16 protein-coding genes, 4 tRNA genes and 2 pseudogenes (1 of these 22 only partly in view) are annotated in these 20,715 nt (G+C 46.3%); 16 read left to right on the plus strand and 6 right to left on the minus strand.

Annotated elements, in window-relative coordinates; translation table 11 throughout:
- The 3 genes from BHV83_RS03625 to BHV83_RS03635 form a co-directional block, all read left to right on the plus strand.
- Nucleotides 1–699 (plus strand): TolC family protein (locus BHV83_RS03625; RefSeq protein ID WP_286756331.1); only part of this gene is annotated, 699 nt, incomplete at its 5' end.
- Nucleotides 700–866: 167 nt separating this feature from the next.
- A complete protein-coding gene (locus BHV83_RS03630; protein ID WP_122205301.1) occupies nucleotides 867–2,867 on the plus strand; it encodes a glycoside hydrolase family 97 protein in 2,001 nt (666 codons plus the stop codon).
- A complete protein-coding gene (locus tag BHV83_RS03635; RefSeq protein ID WP_122205302.1) occupies nucleotides 2,806–3,999 on the plus strand; it encodes a glycoside hydrolase family 97 catalytic domain-containing protein in 1,194 nt (397 codons plus the stop codon). The genes BHV83_RS03630 and BHV83_RS03635 overlap by 62 nt, the downstream gene beginning before the upstream one ends.
- Before the next feature lie 60 nt (nucleotides 4,000–4,059).
- Here BHV83_RS03635 and BHV83_RS03640 read toward each other — a convergent pair whose 3' ends face one another.
- Entirely contained in the window at nucleotides 4,060–4,374 is a 315-nt protein-coding gene (locus BHV83_RS03640) for a helix-turn-helix transcriptional regulator (protein ID WP_227226067.1), read from the minus strand.
- Nucleotides 4,375–4,596: 222 nt separating this feature from the next.
- A pseudogene (locus BHV83_RS03645) lies at nucleotides 4,597–4,806 on the minus strand (AraC family ligand binding domain-containing protein); the annotation flags it as partial.
- Between BHV83_RS03645 and BHV83_RS03650 the strand changes: the two are divergent.
- Nucleotides 4,750–5,721, plus strand: a complete 972-nt coding sequence (locus tag BHV83_RS03650) for a discoidin domain-containing protein (RefSeq protein WP_005637175.1) — start codon at nucleotides 4,750–4,752, stop codon at nucleotides 5,719–5,721. The pseudogene BHV83_RS03645 and the gene BHV83_RS03650 overlap by 57 nt on opposite strands.
- Nucleotides 5,722–5,736: 15 nt before the next feature.
- On the opposite strand, the gene BHV83_RS03655 is transcribed toward BHV83_RS03650, so the two are convergent.
- The 3 genes from BHV83_RS03655 to BHV83_RS03665 form a co-directional block, all read right to left on the minus strand.
- Nucleotides 5,737–6,897, minus strand: a complete 1,161-nt coding sequence (locus tag BHV83_RS03655) for a DUF4934 domain-containing protein (protein ID WP_122205303.1) — start codon at nucleotides 6,895–6,897, stop codon at nucleotides 5,737–5,739.
- 97 nt (nucleotides 6,898–6,994) lie between these two features.
- On the minus strand, nucleotides 6,995–9,187 hold the full coding sequence (locus tag BHV83_RS03660) for a glutamine synthetase III family protein (RefSeq protein WP_005637168.1): 2,193 nt from the start codon (nucleotides 9,185–9,187) through the stop codon (nucleotides 6,995–6,997).
- Between the two features lie 465 nt (nucleotides 9,188–9,652).
- Nucleotides 9,653–11,857 carry a sodium-translocating pyrophosphatase gene (locus BHV83_RS03665; RefSeq protein WP_005637161.1) on the minus strand — a complete coding sequence of 735 codons (2,205 nt, stop codon included), beginning with the start codon at nucleotides 11,855–11,857 and terminating at the stop codon, nucleotides 9,653–9,655.
- Nucleotides 11,858–12,037: 180 nt separating this feature from the next.
- Here BHV83_RS03665 and BHV83_RS03670 point away from each other — a divergent pair, with 180 nt between their 5' ends.
- From BHV83_RS03670 to BHV83_RS03680, 3 genes are all read left to right on the plus strand, one after another.
- A complete protein-coding gene (locus BHV83_RS03670; protein ID WP_119215303.1) occupies nucleotides 12,038–12,877 on the plus strand; it encodes a patatin-like phospholipase family protein in 840 nt (279 codons plus the stop codon).
- Between the two features lie 58 nt (nucleotides 12,878–12,935).
- Nucleotides 12,936–14,627: an alpha-amylase family protein gene (locus BHV83_RS03675; protein WP_119215282.1), complete on the plus strand. Its 1,692-nt coding sequence runs from the start codon at nucleotides 12,936–12,938 to the stop codon at nucleotides 14,625–14,627.
- A gap of 146 nt (nucleotides 14,628–14,773) precedes the next feature.
- Entirely contained in the window at nucleotides 14,774–15,715 is a 942-nt protein-coding gene (locus tag BHV83_RS03680; RefSeq protein WP_005637158.1) for a ribose-phosphate pyrophosphokinase, read from the plus strand.
- Nucleotides 15,716–16,068: 353 nt separating this feature from the next.
- Here BHV83_RS03680 and mnmA read toward each other — a convergent pair whose 3' ends face one another.
- The gene (gene mnmA, locus BHV83_RS03690) at nucleotides 16,069–17,145 is read right to left on the minus strand and encodes a tRNA 2-thiouridine(34) synthase MnmA (RefSeq protein WP_005648093.1); all 1,077 of its coding nucleotides are present in this window, start codon (nucleotides 17,143–17,145) and stop codon (nucleotides 16,069–16,071) included.
- Nucleotides 17,146–17,469: 324 nt separating this feature from the next.
- Here mnmA and mtnA point away from each other — a divergent pair.
- The 9 genes and pseudogenes from mtnA to tuf form a co-directional block, all read left to right on the plus strand.
- A pseudogene (mtnA, locus tag BHV83_RS03700) lies at nucleotides 17,470–18,488 on the plus strand (S-methyl-5-thioribose-1-phosphate isomerase).
- Nucleotides 18,489–18,585: 97 nt separating this feature from the next.
- Nucleotides 18,586–18,777 carry a 30S ribosomal protein S21 gene (gene rpsU / locus BHV83_RS03705; protein WP_005637142.1) on the plus strand — a complete coding sequence of 64 codons (192 nt, stop codon included), beginning with the start codon at nucleotides 18,586–18,588 and terminating at the stop codon, nucleotides 18,775–18,777.
- 82 nt (nucleotides 18,778–18,859) lie between these two features.
- Nucleotides 18,860–19,762 carry a tyrosine recombinase XerC gene (locus BHV83_RS03710; protein ID WP_039849972.1) on the plus strand — a complete coding sequence of 301 codons (903 nt, stop codon included), beginning with the start codon at nucleotides 18,860–18,862 and terminating at the stop codon, nucleotides 19,760–19,762.
- On the plus strand, nucleotides 19,759–20,058 hold the full coding sequence (gene hpf / locus BHV83_RS03715; protein ID WP_005637140.1) for a ribosome hibernation-promoting factor, HPF/YfiA family: 300 nt from the start codon (nucleotides 19,759–19,761) through the stop codon (nucleotides 20,056–20,058). The genes BHV83_RS03710 and hpf overlap by 4 nt, the downstream gene beginning before the upstream one ends.
- Nucleotides 20,059–20,154: 96 nt before the next feature.
- Nucleotides 20,155–20,228 (plus strand) — tRNA-Thr (locus tag BHV83_RS03720).
- Between the two features lie 93 nt (nucleotides 20,229–20,321).
- A tRNA-Tyr gene (locus BHV83_RS03725) sits at nucleotides 20,322–20,404 on the plus strand.
- Nucleotides 20,405–20,446: 42 nt separating this feature from the next.
- Nucleotides 20,447–20,519, plus strand: a tRNA-Gly gene (locus BHV83_RS03730).
- Nucleotides 20,520–20,529: 10 nt separating this feature from the next.
- A tRNA-Thr gene (locus tag BHV83_RS03735) sits at nucleotides 20,530–20,601 on the plus strand.
- A 75-nt stretch (nucleotides 20,602–20,676) separates the two neighbouring features.
- Nucleotides 20,677–20,715, plus strand: partial view of an elongation factor Tu gene (gene tuf, locus BHV83_RS03740; RefSeq protein ID WP_502687956.1) — the 5' portion only. Its footprint extends 1,149 nt past the window's final position; 39 of the gene's 1,188 nt are visible here — the first part of the coding sequence; the start codon lies at nucleotides 20,677–20,679; its stop codon lies off the right edge, out of view.

The following is a 20,715-nucleotide window of genomic DNA, read 5'->3' on the forward strand; positions in this document are numbered from 1 at the left end:
CTCGAACTGGAACGCGACGGTGAAAATTTCGATATCGTAGTCCCTGAAATAGAAGATGCGGTTGAACAGTATATGGGCAGCATCCTTCCTCCGGACAATGTCTATGATCATGCTGTCGCTTTCAAGCCGCAGATCAAGGAGCAGGAATTTCTCTTGGAAAGCCAGAAGAAAATGCTGAAAGTGGCTCGGGCAGGTTATTATCCGAAACTGAATTTCGGCGCCAGCTACAGCAACGGCTATTACCATTATTCCGGTGATGGCGAATATACGAATCTTCCTTTTAGCGACCAGTTGAAGAATAACGGGCGTAAGACGATCGGGTTCAGCTTGAGTATCCCGCTGTTCAACCGCTTTCAGGTTCGTAACAGTGTCCGCTCCGCCCGTATCAATATCCGGAACCGGGAGTTGATGATGGAGAATACGAAGAAGGTGTTGTATAAAGAAATCCAGCAAGCCTACTACAATGCGACTGCTGCTCAGGAGAAATATACTGCATCCGACAAATCTGTCCTCGCTAGCAAGGAGGCTTTCTCTTATGCCGAAGACCGTTATGCCGCCGGTAAGAGTACGGTTTTTGAATACAGCGAAGCCAAAACGAAGTATGCCCAGAGCTTGTCCGAACAGGCTCAGGCCAAGTATGACTTCATTTTCCGCACCAAAATCTTGGACTTCTATAACGGCACACCAATAACACTATAACATATTTAGGTTAGACACATTTGTTTAAGAAAAAGAAGGTCTCTGTGATGGAAACCTTCTTTTTGTTCTTATATTTGTCCGAGAGATTATGATTTACAATTCAAGGACTATGAAAGTATAATCGTTTAATGGAGTGGATCTAATATTAATACCTAGAAAAACATATTATGAATGCAAGATTTGTGACATTAGTTTTGCTGCTATTCGTTTGGCTGGAGGGGGACAGCGTTTGGGCCCAATATCTTCCCAAACTTTATCAGGTTTTCTCTCCCGACAAAAAGTTGAAGATGGCTATTCAGCGACATAACGACGGTTTGCTGACCTACACTTTTGCAGCTAATAGAGAAATATTGATCAAAGAATCTCCGTTGGGTTTCAAATTGGAATCACAGGAGACGGTTCCTTCTTCCGGTTGGAAAATAGAGAAAGTATCCGACCGGAAAGTACGGGATGAATGGAAACCGCTCTGGGGTAAACGGGCTGTGGTTGAAGATCATTTTAATGAATTGGTGATCGATTTGGTGAATCCGGCCGGACAACTGGAGCGGATGCAGTTGGTTGTCCGTGGATATAATGACGGCTTTGCATTCTGTTATAAAATACCGGATGGAAAAGGACTGTGTGTAAATGTGCAGTCCGAATTGACGGCCTATAACTTTGCAGGAGATTATACGGCATGGTTCTATAATGGCGAAAATCATAATATAGGACCCGAAAAGTTGACGGAAACAGATGGAACCCGTTTGCCGGTGATGACCGTGAAGGCGGGTGATAAACATTATATGGCGATCCATGAAGCTTGCCTGGAAACAGGAGCACCTCTTGTTTTACAATCTAAAGGGGGGGAATCGCTCTTTTCGGTCGCTTCCAAGCCGACCAGTCTGTCGCCGGGATATACATCAGCCTGGCGTGTCGTTATGTATGGGGTGACGCCTGGCGTATTGACTGATTCCCATTTGTTGGAGTTGCTGAATCCAGACCCCGACCCTCGCTATGACTTTTCGTGGGTAAAACCGGGATTGGCTGTCTGGGACTGGCGTATCAACGGGGCGGTGTGGAATGGATTTACATATGGAATGTCTTATCCTTCCTGGGTACGAATGGTCGATTTCGCTGCCGAGCAGGGTTTCAAATACCTGGTGTTGGATGCCAATTGGTATGGACCGGAATTCGAATCGGATTCCGATCCGGTTAAAGGAGAAAAAGCGCAGGATGTGCAACGGCTGTTGAAATATGGAAAAGAGAAAGGTGTCGGAATCTGGCTTTATCTGAATGATGTCGGAGGTCGGAAATATCCGATAGAAAAGACCTTGAAACAGTATGGCGATTGGGGAGCAGCCGGGGTTAAATACGGTTTTATGAGCGGAACACAAGAAGAAAAGAACCGGTGGACGAAAAAGATCACGGAGCTTTGTGCTCAAAATCACTTGTTGGTCGATTTCCATGACGGTCCGGTTCATCCATACGGACAAATGCGTACTTGGCCGAACGCTGTGACACGCGAATATTGCCATGCCCAGTTGGACGGACATCATGTGTTCAAGCCTAAAACATTTGTAACGACCGTTTTCGTCAATATGGTTGCCGGTCCGATCGATATGAACAACGGAATGTTCGACCTTCGCCAAGGGCATACGACACGTGTGGACGAGAGTCAGCCGGTTCCTTCCACACTGGTTTCGGAAGCTGCCCGTACGTTGATTGCTTTTTCTGGCGTGACTATTTTGCCGGATATTCCAGAATACTACCGGAAGTACCCGGCTTTGTTGAACTTCCTGTCTGCCCAGAAGATGCCGTGGAAAGAGAGCCGTACCCTGGCCGGTGAAATCGGGGAGTATATCGTGATGATGCGTGAAACGGAGGATGCCTACTTAGTCGGTGCGGCCACGAATGAGTCCGGAAGGACGATAGATCTGCCTCTTTCTTTCTTGGAAAAAGGAAAATATACTGTTGAAGTCATCGAAGACGGCGACGATGCCCACTATCTGACAAACCGGGAAAGCTTGAAAGTTACGACTTGGCAACTGACAAACAATGATAAACTGGCATTGAAGTTGGCACCGGGCGGTGGTGCGTGTCTTGTTATTAAGAAAACTCCGTCCATGCGTGTTGGTGAGCAAGCGGCTTTTCCGCTTGTCAGCCCTTCCTGGAAAATTGGTCGAGAATAATTACTTCATACTTAACCTGAACGAACCTAATCAGATTGCGAACACTAGCTGGATCAAGCCCGGACAGGTAATTCGTGAAGTTACATTGACAACGGCTGGCAGTATGGCTAGTATTGATTTTGCCGCAGAAAACAATATAGCCTATGTGCTGTTTGATGCCGGTTGGTATGGGGCGGAAGAAGATGTGAAATCGGATGCGACCACCGTTACGGTTGATCCGGCCCGTTCGAAAGGACCGCTTGATTTGCCTAAAGTAATAGAATATGCCAATTCAAAAGGAGTTGGAATACTGGTTTATGTGAATAAAAAGGCACTGCATCAGCAACTGGATGAAATTCTGCCTTTATATAAGAAATGGGGGATCAAAGGTGTAAAATATGGTTTTGTGAATGTGGGCGACCAATACGCTACGGCATGGTTGCATCAGGCAGTACGCAAAGCCGCCAAATATGGATTGATGGTTGATATCCACGATGAGTATCGTTCGACAGGCTATTCGCGCACGTATCCGAATTTACTGACTCAGGAAAGTATCCGTGGCGACGAAGAAAGTCCGTCGCTGGACCAGGCCATCTATACATTATATAATCGCATGATCTGCGGAGCGGGTGACTATACCAATTGTTATTTTGCGGAAAGAGTCACGGAAAAGATGGGCGGACGTGCTGCCCAGTTAGCTAAATTAGTCGCTATTTACAGTCCCTGGCAGTTTGTCTATTGGTATGACCGTCCCGAAAAATCACCGAGACGCGCCGGTGGTGCAGGCTCTGCCGAGTCTGTGATCAAAACAGATGCTGCAACCCGTTTCTATAATTCTATTCCGACCGTATGGGACGAAACTCGCTTCCTGGAGGGAGAAATGGGAAAATATGCTGTGGTCGCCCGCTGTTCGGGTTCCGATTGGTATGTAAGCATGTTGAATGCCGGAGACAAAAAACAAATCTCCTTACCCATTGATTTTCTGAAAAACAGAAAGGGCTATACCGCCACACTCTATTACCAGGCTTCCGAGGAGAAAAAGGATGTCGTCGATGCCAAGAAAATCAGGTTGGAGAACCGCAATGAGGTTATCATTGATTTGGTCGGGAATAGCGGATGTGTGCTGCATTTTTCGATTCTTAATTTCCAATAGATTTATTTCAAATCACGTGGTAAGCCGGAGGGAATGTTCCTTCTCCGGCTTTCTTTTTATTTATCTGTTATCGGCTTCTTTTTTCCGATAAGAGGAAGGAGATATTCCCATAACTTTGGTAAAGACACGGGAGAAATAGGCCTGCTCCTCGAATCCGAGCCGCATCGCAATTTCGTTCAGTTTCATATCCGTAAGTTCGATATACTGACAGGCTTTCTGTATTTTTAGGCGTGTAAAGTAATTGATGGGGGAAGTACCCGTTTCTTTCTGGAATAAGGTGGAAAAGTGAGATTCCGAATATTTGAAATATTCCGCTAAATCTTTTAAGGTCAGATTGGTTTCCACGTGTTCTTGTAAGTAATAGATAACTCGCATCGAGAATGAATTTTCTTTGTGGGTCGGAAGATCGATATGGCGGAACTGTTCCTGAAAAATGAAAGTTGAGAGAAACGTATATAAGCACATGGATGAATAAGCCAGATATTCTTTTATGTAACCTCTGGCAAAACTACTGTATATCTCTTCGAATAGACGGATGCGGACGAGTTGCCGTACATGTTCGTCTGCTAATATTTCTTGAGGAGCGGGGTTGGGAGAAAGGAATGATTCGGTTAGCTTACCACAGAAATGAATCCAATAGATTGTCCAAGGATCATGGCTGTCCGCCTCAAATGAATAAGGGACATGGGGAGGTACGATGATATACTGATTTTTCTGTACGGTACTTCTCCCGCCGGGCCTTTTACCTATATGGAGAACAGTCCGGTTTCTTATAAACCGACCGGTTTTATCGGAGGGGCGGGACATGGTTGTATCTTTACGGCCGGTAGTGAGAACTATTGGAAAGCCGCGACCAATTCAATTTCCGTCCGGCATATGTTTGAACGCAGGGTCTCTTTCTATCCGTCCGGCTTTGATAAAGACGGCTATTTGTTTACGAACACCTATTTAGGAGATTACCCGATGTTCCTGCCCGGAGGAAAGGAACAGATCGCCGGTGAATATCAACCCGGGTGGATGTTGCTTTCGTATGGAAAAAAAGTGAGCGTATCTTCTTCGCTGGAAGGTTATCCGGCAGAAAATATAGTGGATGAGGACGCCCGTACAGCTTGGGTCGCCCAATCGAACCGTGACATGGAGTGGGCACAAGTAGATTTGCAACGGCTTTCGTCTATCCATGCTATTCAGGTGAATTTCGATGAATACGGGGCTAATCAAAAAGGTGCTGTCTCCGGAGTTTACCAGAGCTATCTGATTTACGCTTCGGTAAATGGCGAAGATTGGTCTTTGGTGGTGGACTATGGTACAAAGAAAACAGACACTCCTCATGATTATATCGAATTTGAAGAACCGTTCAAAGCCCGGTATATCAAGTTGCAAAACAAGGAGTATATGGTGTCGGAAAATTTTTCCGTACGCGATTTGAGAATTTTTGGAAAAGGTCAGGGGAGTACTCCGCGTGCCGTAAATGATTTCACGGTGGAAAGGGATGAGGCCGATCCGTGCAAGGCGCGTCTTTGTTGGGAGGCTGTTCCGGATGCTCAGGGGTATATTGTCCGCTACGGAATAGCCGGAGACAAGTTGTATAATAATTTCCAGGTGATGGGAGAAAATACATTGGAAATCGGAAGTCTGAATAAAGGGGTTGCTTATTACTTTACGATAGATGCCTATAATGAGAACGGTATTACCCGGACTTCCCGGATAAAAGTTTGCCGTTAATCAACAGACTTCTTTTTACCTCTTCAGCTTTCCCACAAACATCAGGTTATTGTCGTTCTCATGGAGCGTAGTGGCCAATTCTTTCAGTTGGGCTTTCGCTTCGGGAGGACATTTGCCGGAGGCGAGATGGGCTTCGATCATTTCCTGAAGTGCAGCCGGTTCGACATTGAAAATGAATCTGCCCTTGTTGAAGTGGTTGTTCGGATTGGGAATCGGGAGATTCCCGTAGAAGTCGTTGACCAGGTGATATTGGGAAGATGACATTTTCATCTTATCTACCAGTATGTCTCCTCCGGGTGTGAACCGGCCTTTATCCCAAGTGTAGTAGTGGATGAGGATATGGTTGGGCAGTTCCGTGTAGATATGGATAGGTTTTTGAGCAAAACCGGGGAAGTTCATCGTGAAACGGGGGATCAGCTTGTTTGCTTCCGTATCGTATGTGAAAGTCGTGTCGATGCCGGTATAAAAGAAGTCGAATGTCCCGGTATTCCGGTAGGAAAATATCTCATTGTCGAAATTTCCTGCCAACATATAGTCGAGTGCCGGTATTTGTGATAGGATGTTCCCGTTCGTGTCCATCCGGAAAGCGATCGGCGTCCCTTCTTCAAAAGGCATGTGCACGACCGAGAGCGTACCGTCGGCATTGACCTCGATTTTCGGTTTGTTGATTTGTCCGGGAAGATTGATATCTTTTATCCATTTCCCGTCAAGGCCGTACATCATGATTTTCTTCCCATAAAAGAGAGAGAGGAATATATGGCCGCCTCGTTCGTCGATACTCCCGTCGTAGATAGTCACCGGATACTCGCCCGGTCCGTTTCCCATTGCACCTATGTTGCAGAGGAATTTTCCGTCCTTGTCGTATAGCTTGACCACGTTGGATTGCTGTCGTACGCAAATGTAGTTATCGCTCACCTCGATCCACCAGGCCTTGAACAGGGCCTCGTCGGAGGTTTCAAAACGCACGATCCGGCAATCTTCGACCAGTTCGCTAAGTGGGATATCAATCGTATCGCCTGCCGCTTTCAGGTCGCAGATGTAAAGCGGGCCGTCCGGGTTTTCGATTATCCTGACACTGCCGTCGTCAGTTACCAACGATTTCGGAACGGAGGAATTACAACTTGCAAGGCTTGCCAGAAGGAAAACGATAGCGGGAAGGAATGCTTTTGTTTTCATATTCACGTAGATTTAAGTGATTATAAAAACAAAAGTATGAATAATTCGTAGATACGAACTATTCATACTTATATAATAATTAAATGATTAATGTAAATTAACGGATGAACAACAGTTCCCTATATTTCGGCAGCGGCCACATCTGGTTATCGACCATCAGCTCCAGGTCGTCGATGTGGCTACGGATTTCGTCCAGATAGGGAGCGACGGTATCATGGTAAGCGATTGCTTTGGTACGCAAATCCGTGATACGGTTTGCTTTTTTGCGGGCTTCCACCATTTCGTCCACCATGCGAGTGACGGAACAGATATGTCCGGCAATCTTGCGAACCAGGCGTCGGGGCTCTTCCGACATATCGTCATATTCCGGATATCCGCCGAAAGTCTCTTTCAGTTTGGCGATGTTGTCCAATAGCAATGACTGGTAGCGGACGGCAACCGGGATGATATGGTTGAGCGATAGGTCGCCAAGGACACGAGCTTCGATCTGTACCTTTTTGATATAGATTTCCCATTTCACTTCGTTGCGGGCTTCCAATTCCTTTTCGCTCAGTACACCCGTTTCCTTGAACATCCGGATAACTTCCGGTTTCAGGTAAGCATCGTATTGTAATGGAACGCTGTTTTCGCAATCCAGGCCGCGGCGGGCAGCTTCTTCCTTCCATTCGTCGCCGTAGCCGTTCCCGTCGAAACGGATCGGTTTGGATTCCTTGATATAGGCTTTCAGCACTTCGAAGATGGCGGCCTCCTTGCTCTTACCTTCGGCACGCAAGGCTTCGACATCCTGTTTGAACTGGCGGAGCTGGTAGGCTACGGCAGAGTTCAGTGCCAACATCGCTGAACCGCAGTTGGCCGACGATCCCAATGCACGGAATTCGAAACGGTTTCCGGTGAAAGCAAAAGGAGAGGTGCGGTTACGGTCCGTATTGTCTAACAGCAGTTCAGGGATCTGTCCGAAGCCGAGATGCAGGCGTTTCTTGTCGTCCACCTCGATAGCGTCTTCGATGGAACAGTTCTCGAACTTGTCCAGAATTTCGGTGATCTGTGTTCCTAAGAAGGATGAGATGATGGCGGGAGGCGCTTCGTTGGCGCCCAGGCGGTGCGCGTTGGTAGCCGAAGCGATACTGGCTTTCAGCAAGGCGTTGTATTTATAAACGGCCATCAGCGAGTTGACCACGAATGTAATGAAACGCAGGTTGTCTTCCCGGTCCTTTCCCGGAGAGAAGAGGTTGATGCCCGTATCGGTTCCCATCGACCAGTTGCAGTGCTTACCCGAACCGTTCACACCCATAAAAGGCTTTTCGTGGAGCAGCACGCGGAAGTTGTGGCGGCGGGAAACACGTTTCATCACTGACATCAACAACTGGTTATGGTCGTTGGCGAGGTTGCATTCCTCGTAAATAGGCGCTAGCTCGAACTGGTTCGGGGCAACCTCGTTATGGCGTGTCTTGACCGGGATGCCCAACTTGTAGCATTCTGTTTCCAGGTCTTTCATAAACTCCTGTACACGGGAGGGAATGGCTCCGAAATAGTGGTCGTCCAATTGCTGGTTCTTCGCGCTTTCGTGTCCTAAGAGAGTACGTTCCGTCAGCGACAGGTCGGGACGGGCGGAATAGAGGTCTTCGTCTACCAGGAAATACTCCTGTTCCCAACCTAAATAGGTGATGACTTTATTGACGTCTTCGTTGAAATAATGGCAGACATCTTTGGCAGCCTTGTTCAAGGCTTCGATGGAGCGGATCAGCGGGGTCTTGTAGTCCAGCGCTTCACCGGTATAGGCGATGAATACGGTCGGGATACACAAGGTGTCGTCTACGATAAACGCAGGTGAGGAGGGGTCCCAGGCCGAATAGCCGCGGGCTTCGAACGTGTTGCGCAATCCGCCGTTGGGGAAGCTGGATGCGTCCGGCTCCTGTTGTGCGAGCAGCTTGCCGCTGAATTCTTCGATCATGCCGCCGCCGCCGTCATGTTCGACGAATGCGTCGTGCTTTTCGGCTGTCCCGTCGGTAAGAGGCTGGAACCAGTGTGTGTAATGTGTGACTCCTTTTTCCAGTGCCCACATACGCATGCCGGCAGCCACATGATTGGCTATTTCGCGGTCGATAGGGGTTCCGTTGTCGATGGCATGGGTCAGGGCTTTGTAGGTTTCCTTGGAGAGATACTTTTGCATTGCCTTCCGGTTGAAGACGTTCTCACCATAATATTCGGATACTTTCTGATTGGGAGTAATGGCTTCCACTGCCTTTCGGTTGGATGCTTTCTCCACTGCATTGAAGCGTGAGATTGACATACAGATTGTTTTTATGTTATACCGGCTGCAAAGATACATGCAATTCTCCATGAATGCTTTCATCCGGTAGTTAAAAATAGATGAGTAGGAAACGATTTGTCCCGGCGCATCCCGTTCGGCAATGCACCAGCTTCTCTAAAGCTATGCATTAGGTTGCGTAACCCATAGCTTTAGCCTTCATAAAGCATAGCTTTACGGTAGCCTTTTTGGGGTGTCTGTCCTTTCGAATGAGGGCGTAAATGAAGATTCAAACATTTCATCGCGTGGGATAAATAAAAAAGGTGTATTAAGAAATGCTATTATTGATTATCAGTGATTTATGGTGATAGGTGATAGGTAAACCCCCGTTTCTGTAAAAGTTTAGGAAAAATGAATTAAAAAACGCCGCCTTTAAGGTGACGTTTTTTAATTCAAACTCAGAAAAGTTTTACAAAAAGGCCTTTTCACCTATCACCTATCACCCGATCAGAACAAACTCCAGGCTACTGTCAATCCTGCCATGACGATCGCTACCATGCTCATCAGCTTGATCAGGATGTTGAGGCTGGGACCGGAGGTGTCTTTGAACGGGTCGCCGACCGTATCGCCTACGACTGTCGCCTTATGGGCTTCGCTGCCCTTGCCGCCGTGGTTTCCTTCTTCGATATGTTTCTTGGCGTTGTCCCAGGCGCCTCCCGAATTGGCCATGAAGATCGCCAGTACGAACCCGGTGCTCAGGCCGCCGATCAGCAGTCCGACCACTCCTGTCACTCCGAATATCAGACCGGTGAGGATCGGTGCGATGATGGCTAACAGGGAAGGGGTCACCATCTCATGCTGCGCCCCTTTTGTCGAGATGGCCACGCAACGGGCGTAATCGGGTTCGGCTTTTCCTGTTAGTATTCCGGGGATTTCACGGAACTGGCGGCGTACTTCCTCCACCATGTGTCCGGCTGCCCGTCCGACTGCATTCATTGTCAACCCGCAGAACATGAAAGCCATCATGGAGCCGAGGAACATCCCCGCCAACACCTTCGGGTTCATAAGTGTGACATCATAATAGATCATAAAGTCGGAGAAAGAGGCTTTTGATACCTCGATGGCTTTGCCGTCGGAAAATGTCAGGACTGTTTCGCCCAACCGGAGCAAGCCTATTTTAATCTCTTCCACATAAGAGGCCAGCAATGCCAGGCCCGTCAAGGCTGCCGAGCCGATCGCAAACCCTTTGCCTGTTGCGGCGGTCGTGTTGCCTAAGGAGTCGAGCGCATCCGTACGTTTGCGTACTTCTTTGCCCAAGCCGGACATTTCCGCATTGCCGCCGGCATTGTCGGCAATAGGCCCGTAAGCGTCCGTAGCCAAAGTGATCCCTAATGTCGAGAGCATCCCGACGGCGGCGATGCCGATGCCGTACAACCCCATCCCTACATTGTTGAAATCGAAGCCGGAAGCAAAAAGGAACGAACAGATGATCCCGGCTACTACGGCTAGTACCGGAATGGCGGTCGATAGCATGCCCAGCCCCAAGCCGGAGATAATCACCGTTGCCGGTCCGGTCAGTCCGGCCTCTGAAACCCGCTGGGTGGGCTTATAAGACTGGGAGGTGTAGTATTCCGTCGATTGGCCGATCACGATCCCTACCAACAATCCGATTATAACCGAACAACTGATCCAGAACCAATTGTCCAACTCTAACAAATAAAGAATGCCGAAAGTGGAGAGGGCGATCAACACGGAACTTAGGTTTGTCCCTATGGCAAGCGCTTTCAGCAGCTCACGTATAGTCGCATTTTCCTTCGTACGGACGGCGAAGATGCCGATGATCGACAATACGATCCCGACCGCGGCGATCAGCATCGGCGCCACGACCGCCTTGTATTGCATCTCTACGTCGCCGGACGCCACGAATGCGGCAGCACCCAATGCGGAGGTTGCCAGAATGGAACCGCAATATGATTCGTACAAATCCGCCCCCATGCCGGCCACATCTCCGACGTTGTCTCCCACATTGTCGGCAATGGTTGCCGGGTTGCGCGGGTCGTCTTCGGGGATGCCGGCTTCGACTTTGCCGACCAGGTCGGCTCCGACATCGGCTGCTTTTGTGTAGATACCACCGCCGACACGGGCGAAGAGTGCCTGTGTGGAAGCTCCCATACCGAAGGTCAGCATGGTGGTGGTGATGATGGTCAGTTTATGTGTGGCATCCATCGTTTCTGCCGGAATGCAGATATTCAATAATATGTACCAGAACGAAATGTCCAGCAAGCCGAGGCCGACGACAACCAGCCCCATTACGGCACCGCTCCTGAAAGCAACCTGCAAGCCGCTATTCAAAGACGACCGGGCGGCATTGGCGGTACGGGCGGATGCGTAAGTAGCCGTCTTCATTCCTAAGAAACCGGCAAGGCCAGAGAAGAAACCGCCGGTCAGGAAAGCGATCGGAACCCATTCGTTTTGTACTCCGAATCCATACGCCATGATGGAGAACAAAACCACCAGGGCGAGAAACACCGAAGCGACAACCTTGTATTGTTGTTTCAGGTATGACATAGCCCCTTTGCGTACGTGCCGGGCTATTTTTGCCATTAACTCCGTCCCTTCACTCTCTTTCATCATCTGCCTGAAGAAGAACCAAGCAAATACCAGTGCCAGGATGGAGGCTACCGGTATGATCCAAAAAATAGGTGTAATCATAGCAATGAGATTTAAAATTAATACGAATTTAATCGTTTTGACACTTAGCGTCTTACGATCCTTTATTGTTCATCTGTAAATATAACAAAAATAAAGAAGTAGAGAAACTTTTTCGTAAATAATAATGTTTCATTCTAAAAAAAACAGCATATTTGTCACAGAATAAGAATGAAAACGCAAATGACGGAAGAAACGAACCATAAGACCTGTAAATTAGGCTTGGCTCTGAGCGGAGGAGGAGCGAAAGGTTTCGCTCATATCGGAGTTTTTAGATTACTGGAAGAATGCGGTCTGAAGCCGGATATCATCGTTGGTACGAGTGTCGGTTCGTTGATGGGTGCTTTGTTTGCCGATGGCTATACGTCCGACGAAATTAAAGAACTCTTTACCGGACGTGAGTTTTCCGAATTCGCCCAGTTGCAAATCCCGAAATCGGGATTGTTCGACAGCAAGCGGTTCCGTTATTTCCTTCGTCGTCATTTGAGGGCTAAAACGTTTGAAGAGCTGAAAACTCCTTTGGTTGTCGTGGCGACCGATCTTGACAATGGCGAGAGCCATGAGTTTCGTAGCGGCCCCATCGTAGAGGCGGTGACCGCTTCCTGTAGTATTCCGATTATCTTTAGCCCGGTCGTGATAAACGGAGTGCATTATGTTGATGGAGGTCTTTTCCATAATTTCCCGGTTTCGATCATCCGTGAAGAGTGTGAGCGTATCATCGGTGTGAATGTCAGTCCCCTTGTCCCGCAAAAGTACAAGCAGACGATTTTCCATATCGCGGAACGTTCCTACCACTATATGTTCCGGGCGAACACGTTGGAGGACCGCGAGATGTGCGATGTCCTGATCGAGGCGGAGGAGTTCGGTATGTATAAGACATTCGATCTGGAAAATGTGGATGAGATCGCGGGTATCGGATATGCTGCGGCGATCCGGGCATTCGAGGTCGTGATAAAAGAAAATAAATATGAAACCTTGGTGAACGCTATTATGGCAAGAAGAAACAACGCCTTGATGCCATAGTTTTTTCCGGAAGTTCCGGTGTTCACCCCAAATATTAACTAAGTTGGCAAATAACGCGATGAAACAGGCAAATAAGATGGTAATATATCAGGTCTTTCCACGTTGGTTTGGAAATATGAAATCATCCCTGGTGAAGAATGGAAGTAAAGTTGAAAACGGAGTAGGAAAGTTTTCGGACTTTACGCCGGTTGCTTTGTCCAAGATTAAGGAGTTGGGAACCACCCATATCTGGTATACCGGAGTGATCGAACATGCAACGAATACTGATTATACGGCTTACCAGATACGAAGAGACCATGCGGCAGTCGTAAAGGGGAATGCCGGCTCGCCTTATGCGATCAAAGATTATTATGATATAGACCCGGACCTGGCCGATAATGTGCCTGACCGTATGAAAGAATTCGAATCGCTGGTCAGAAGGACGCATGAAGCCGGAATGAAAGTAATCATCGATTTCGTACCTAATCATGTGGCCCGCCAGTATTATTCGGATGCCAAGATGGCATATGTGGAAGACTTGGGGCAAAAAGACAATACTTCGAAAGCTTTCGATCCTAATAATAATTTCTATTATATACCGGGGCAGACTTTGTGTCTGCAATTCGGTGCTCAGCAGGAAGATTTTGAATATAGTGAATTTCCGGCGAAAGTCACGGGGAATGATTGCTTCAGTACCTGTCCCGGACAAAACGACTGGTATGAGACGGTCAAGTTGAATTATGGTGTTGATTATGTGAACGGCCGTACCCTGCATTTTGATCCGGTTCCCAATACATGGGCGAAGATGCTGGATATCCTGCTTTTCTGGGCGGAAAAAGGGATAGACGGTTTCCGGTGCGATATGGCGGAAATGGTTCCGGTTGAATTCTGGAACTGGGTGATCCCGAAGGTGAAACAGGCTTATGATGTTTGTTTTATTGCCGAAGTTTATAATCCGGCAGAATATCGCAATTATATCTGGAACGGACATTTTGATTATTTGTATGATAAGGTCGGACTGTACGATACGGTACGGGCGGTCATGTGTAACCAGGCTCCGGCAAGCAATATCTCCGGATGCTGGCAGTCACTCGAAGGCATCCAGCATAATATGTTGAACTTCCTTGAAAACCATGACGAGCAGCGTATCGCTTCTTACTTCTTTGCCGGTGATCCGCGTCCGGGAATTCCGGGGATGATCGTGTCGGCTATGATGAATACCAATCCGGTGATGATCTACAGCGGACAGGAGTTAGGAGAGTCGGGAATGGACGATGAAGGGTTCAGCGGACGTGATGGGCGCACGACGATTTTTGATTACTGGAGTCTTGCCAGCTTGCGTAACTGGATAAACGAGGGAGCTTTCGATGGCGGCAAACTGACTGCCGAACAACGGCAGTTGCGCGAGGTGTACGCAAAGATCTTGAATATATCAAAGTCCGAACGGGTTATCACGGAAGGAGTTTTCTATGATTTGATGTATGCAAACCTGAGCAATCCGTATTTTAATTCACACCGTCAATTCGTGTTCATGCGTAAATATCAGAATGAAGTGTTGTTGGTGGTGGTCAACTTTGACAAGGCAGAGCAGACGGTACGCATCCAAATTCCTGACGAGGCATTCAAGGCACTTGATTTCGGGGACAACAAAGCTGCCGTACAGACCGATCTGATGACTGGAGAGAACTGTATCAGCACATTGACGGCTGCTTGGCCCTATCAGGTCGTTATACCTGCTTATTCCGGTCGTTTACTGAAGTTTACATATTGATTTATGATTTATGGTTTGTGATTTATGATCTGCTCTGACCGATGTGTTTGGTAATAAATCATAAATCATAAATCATAAATCATAATTGTTTTGTACCTTTGCACTCACAATTCAAATCTATTTACTTAAGATAAATATTCGGAATAATGAGTGCACAAACTCCTTTCTTGGTGTTTTCGGGAACTAACTCCCGGTATCTTGCAGAGAAAATTTGCAATAGTCTTGGTTGTCCGCTGGGACAGATGAACATTCAACACTTTGCCGATGGTGAATTTGCCGTCTCTTATGAAGAGTCGATTCGCGGTCGCGATGTATTCCTGGTACAATCAACGTTTCCTAACTCTGATAATCTGATGGAGCTTCTCCTGATGATCGATGCTGCCAAGCGTGCTTCAGCACACTCTGTAATCGCAGTTATTCCTTATTTCGGTTGGGCACGTCAGGATAGAAAAGATAAACCGCGTGTTTCTATCGGGGCCAAACTGATCGCAGACATGCTGAGTACTGCCGGTATCGACCGCTTGATTACGATGGACCTGCATGCCGATCAGATTCAGGGATTCTTTAATGTTCCGGTCGACCACTTGTATGCATCTTCCATTTTCCTGGATTACATTAAAACATCATTGCCTCTGGATAACCTGTGTATCGCTACACCGGATGTTGGAGGAACTAAACGTGCCAGCAGTTATTCCAAATACCTGGGTTTGCCGATGGTTATTTGCCACAAGTCACGTCTGCGTGCCAATGAAGTGGCCGAAATGCGTATCATCGGTGATGTGAAAGGTTTGGATGTACTTTTGATCGACGATATGGTGGATACGGCCGGTACTATTACGAAGGCTGCCAACCTGATGCTCGAAAACGGTGCTAAATCCGTGCGTGCCATCGCCAGTCATGCCGTTATGTCCGACCCGGCTTCCACACGTGTAGACCAGTCTGCTTTGACTGAAATGATCTTTACGGATTCTATCCCTTATGCAAAGAAATGCGAAAAGGTGAAAGTGCTGTCTGTTGCCGATATGTTTGCCGAAGCCATCCGTCGTGTTTGTAGTGGTGAATCTATCAGTTCTCTGTATACTATTTAATTAATGCATATATCAAGGAAAGGCTGCAATCCTGCGGGATGAGCAGCCTTTTTATTTCCATATAATTCTTAACTTTGTCTGCATGAAAAAGAGCGAGAACCTTCTCGCTTGATATGATTAAGATGAATTATTGGTTTAATCTATAGGTCAGAATGGATCACATGCGTACCGGTATCGGTAAAAAGGAGTATAAGTTCTGTTTCGTTTTGGCTCCAGACTAATAATCGGTCTGATTGTATAATGGCACTCCCATAGACCGTCATACTTATGTTTTTACCGTTTCTTTTTTACTTGTTGCCTCCATCTTTACTTAATTTGAATATTACGGCCAAAAATAATAATTAGCGATTTGCCTATTTCTCTTCATCAATAATCATGCCACTGCCGAGGCAAAGACGATGGTCTTTGTCGTAGACTACTCCGTACTGTCCGGGGGCGATTCCTTGGATTTTGTTGTCGGATTCGATGCGGTATAAGTCTCCGATGCGACGGATACGGCCGTGTGTGAAGTCCGGCGTGTGGCGGATCTTGAAAGTGATCTCTTTCTCGTCCTCAAATTCTCCCCATGGGTCTTCGGTGATGAAGTCGAAGCCGTGCATGTTGATAATCTTGCCGTACTGTGTTTCCGGATCATAACCGTTGGAAACATAGATAATGTTCCGCTTGATGTCCTTTTTGATAACGAACCACGGTCCTCCGCTTAAGCCTAAACCCTTACGCTGTCCGATGGTGTGGAACCAGTAGCCGTTGTGTTTGCCTAACACCTTGCCTGTTTCCAGTTCGACGATCTTTCCGGTTCGTTTGCCCAGGTAGCGTTCGATGAAATCATTATAGTTGATCTTGCCTAAGAAGCAGATTCCCTGGCTGTCTTTCCGTTTGGCACTCGGCAGTTTTTGTTGTTCGGCTATAGCTCGGACTTCGCTTTTCATGAGATGTCCGATCGGGAACATTAATTTCTGTATTTGCAAACGGGTGATTTGGCCAAGGAAGTCGGTCTGATCTTTTACCGGATCCTTGGCGGTGGAAAGCCATACTTTACCGTCTATTTCGGTTGTCGTGGCGTAATGGCCGGTTGCTATTTTATCGAAATCCTTTCCCCATTTCTCTTCAAAGCAGCCGAATTTGATATATTTATTGCACATCATATCCGGGTTGGGAGTGAGTCCGCGTTTTACGGAATCGATGGTATAGCTCACGACACGATCCCAATATTCGTCATGCAAAGAGACGATTTCAAACCGGCAACCGTACTTCTTGGCGATATAAGAGGTGATTTCAATATCTTCTTCGGCAGGGCAGTCTATATATCCGTCTTTATCTTCCATGCCGATACGGATATAGAAAATGGTAGGATCGTATCCTGCCTCTTTCAACTGGTGGACGACTACGGAGCTATCTACTCCTCCCGAAACTAATGCTGCGATTTCCATATTTTTACAGTGAATAAGAATTGTACAAAGGTACGGTAAATTTTTCAATTAAAACAGGAGAGATACTTTGGGTGCATCGATTACCGATAAGATACATGTCGGAACGACGAAAAATTATTGGCAGTATCTTTCGGAAATGTTGGGTTTGGAACTGCTCGATTACGGTATTATATCTAGCCGGACGAATCTTATTCTAACTGAAGGGATAGTAGTGACGATTTGATAGAATTGAAAGAGCGATTCCTGTTGGGATACTTTTAACCTGCAAAACATTTTTCATCTCATCGGAATTGCTTATTTTCGCATCCATAATAGTTCTCTTTTATGAATGTAGACATAACAGATTTAAAGACGGTCCGTTTGAGTCAGGACGGGAGTGCTGTGATTATCTTGGACCAGACCCGCTTACCAGGATCTGAAGTATATGTTTCCCTCTCTTCAGCAGAAGAAGTTTGGGAGGCTATATACAAGTTAAAGGTACGCGGAGCACCGGCTATCGGGATAGCTGCTGCCTATGGTATTTATGTTTGCAGTCGGCTGATTGTGGCAAACACTTATGACAGTTTTTACAGTGAGTTCCTTCGGATGAAGGATTATCTGGCATCTTCTCGCCCTACTGCGGTCAACTTGGTTGCGGCTTTGGACCGGATGGAAAAAGTTGTGGTCGCCCATTCTGTGAATCCTGTTTGGTCGCCCATTCTGTGAATCCTGTTGCTGCTTGCCGTAAGATAGGAGAGAACTGCCTGTCCTTGTTGCGCCCGGGAATGGGAATCCTGACACATTGCAATGCCGGTCATTTGGCGGTATCGGAATATGGAACGGCTCTCGCTCCGGTTTATTTAGGAGAAGAACGTGGATATGGCTTTAAGGTGTTTGCCGATGAAACGCGTCCGCTGTTGCAGGGTGCACGCCTGACGGCCTACGAATTGCAGAAGGTGGGTGTGGATGTTACCTTGATTTGTGATAATATGGCGTCGGCCGTCATGCGGAAAGGCTGGGTACAGGCTGTCGTGGTCGGTTGCGACCGGGTCGCGGCAAATGGCGATACGGCTAATAAGATCGGGACTTCGGGAGTGGCGATCCTGGCTCGTTATTACGGTATTCCTTTTTATGTGTTAGGTCCGACATCCACTATTGATTTGAATTGTCCGGATGGGGATTCGATCGTGATAGAAGAACGGAATCCCAAGGAAATTACGGATATGTGGTATGCTTCGCGGATGGCTCCTGAAGGGGTGAAAGCTTATAATCCGGCTTTTGATGTAACTCCTCACGACTTGATAACTGCGATTATAACCGAAAAAGGTATTGCTTATCCTCCTTTCCGTCTGGAGGATTTCTGAAAAATATTTACGGAAAGTTTTGCTAATCCCGAAACAATCAGTAATTTTGCTGCCCAATTTGTGGATATAGTAATTAAACAATATAATAAATTAAATTATGATCGTAGTTCCATTAAAAGAAGGCGAAAACATTGAAAAAGCGCTGAAGAAATTCAAAAGAAAGTTCGAAAAAACAGGTGTAGTAAAAGAATTGAGAAACCGTCAGGCTTTCGAAAAACCCTCTGTAGCAAAGAGAAAACAAACTATGCGTGCTGTTTACGTTCAGCAATTACAGCAGGTAGAAGAATAAAAATACAAAATCTATCTGCCAGGCTTGTTTTATTGGATTCTTATTCTTATTTTCGTTGCATAAAAGTTGATGCAACGTGAATGTGCTGATTGATTCATTTTTAGATTATCTTCGGTATGAGCGGAATTATTCCGAATATACGATTAATGCTTATTTCAAAGATTTACAGCAGTTTGAAGATTTTGTAAAAGAGAAGAAGGAAGGCATATTTGTGCCGGAGGAAGTTGATACGGATATTGTACGGAATTGGATTATATCTTTGTTGGATAATAAGATTTCGCCCGTATCTGTCAACCGGAAATTGAGTTCTTTGAAATCTTTTTTTAAATTCCTTATGAAGCAGGGATTCGTTTCTGTAAACCCGTTACGGTTTGTGACCGGTCCGAAAACAAAGAAGCCGTTACCTACTTTTGTAAAAGAAAAGGATATGGAAGAGTTGTTGGATGGAGACGGGTTTGATGAGGATTTTGAAGGGGTGAGGGATCGTCTGGTACTTGAAATGCTGTATGATACCGGGGTGAGACGTTCGGAGCTGGTCGGTTTACAAGATACCGATATAGACTACGATGCTATGCTGATCAGGGTGACAGGTAAGCGTAACAAGCAGCGGCTGATTCCTTTTGCAGAAAGATTAAAAAACTTGATGCTTGCATACACTGAAGTCCGAAATCGTGAAGTTGACGCAGGATGCGGATGGTTCTTTGTCCGGAAGAATGGAGAACAATTGTCTACGGGTATTCTTTATACGATAGTAAAAAAGAGGCTTTCGGACATTCCGACATTGGCAAAATGTAGTCCCCACGTATTAAGACATTCGTTTGCAACAAGTATGTTGAATAATGGAGCGGAGTTGAACGCCGTGAAAGAGTTACTCGGTCATAGCAGTCTGGCTTCTACCAGTATTTACACACATACAACCTTTGAGGAATTAAAAAAAGTGTATCATGCTCATCCAAGAGCACAAAAAGAAGGAGGTTTATTATGAACATTAGAATTCAAGCAATCCATTTTGATGCAACTGATCAATTAGAAGCGTTTATTCAGAAGAAAGTGGCTAAGTTGGAACAGTATTTCGACGGCATTATATCGGCAGAAGTTAGTTTAAAGGTTGTAAAACCAGAATCTGCAAAGAATAAAGAAGCTGCTATTCGGTTGATTATTAAAAATGGAGATTGTTTTGCCGAAAAGGTAAATGATACCTTTGAAGAATCAATTGACGAATGCGTAGAAGCATTGGAGAAACAGTTAGTTAAATTCAAGGAAAAAATCAGAGCCAAATAAAAAAAACGGTAGATAAATTTGGTATATAAGAAATAATGCCTAAATTTGCAGCCGTTTCGCCTTGGTGACGAAACGGCTGCTTTTTGAAGCAGATATGCCTCTTTAGCTCAGTTGGCCAGAGCACGTGATTTGTAATCTCGGGGTCGTTGGTTCGAATCCGACAAGAGGCTCAAAATAGTTGATAGTGGAAAGTTGACAGTTGACAGTTTATGTCACTTTCCAGTTTTATCTGTCAACTATCAATTTTCAACTGTCAACTTATTGGGCAGTTACCAGAGTGGCCAAATGGGGCTGACTGTAACTCAGCTGTCTTTCGACTTCGGTGGTTCGAATCCATCACTGCCCACAAAATAAAACAATTTATAAAAGAATTGGTTTATTTGAAATTGCGGAAGTAGCTCAGTTGATAGAGCATTAGCCTTCCAAGCTGAGGGTCGCGGGTTTGAGTCCCGTCTTCCGCTCTTATTTATTGCCTGTGTAGCTCAGCGGTAGAGCACTTCCTTGGTAAGGAAGAGGTCCCGAGTTCAAGTCTCGGCACCGGCTCAAAATGGTATTTTAGAACATGATCATTAATCAAATAAAGAACAATTAAGTTATGGCAAAAGAGAAATTTGACAGATCGAAACCACATGTGAACATTGGTACGATTGGTCACGT

This window comes from Parabacteroides sp. merdae-related_45_40, from assembly GCF_001915675.1.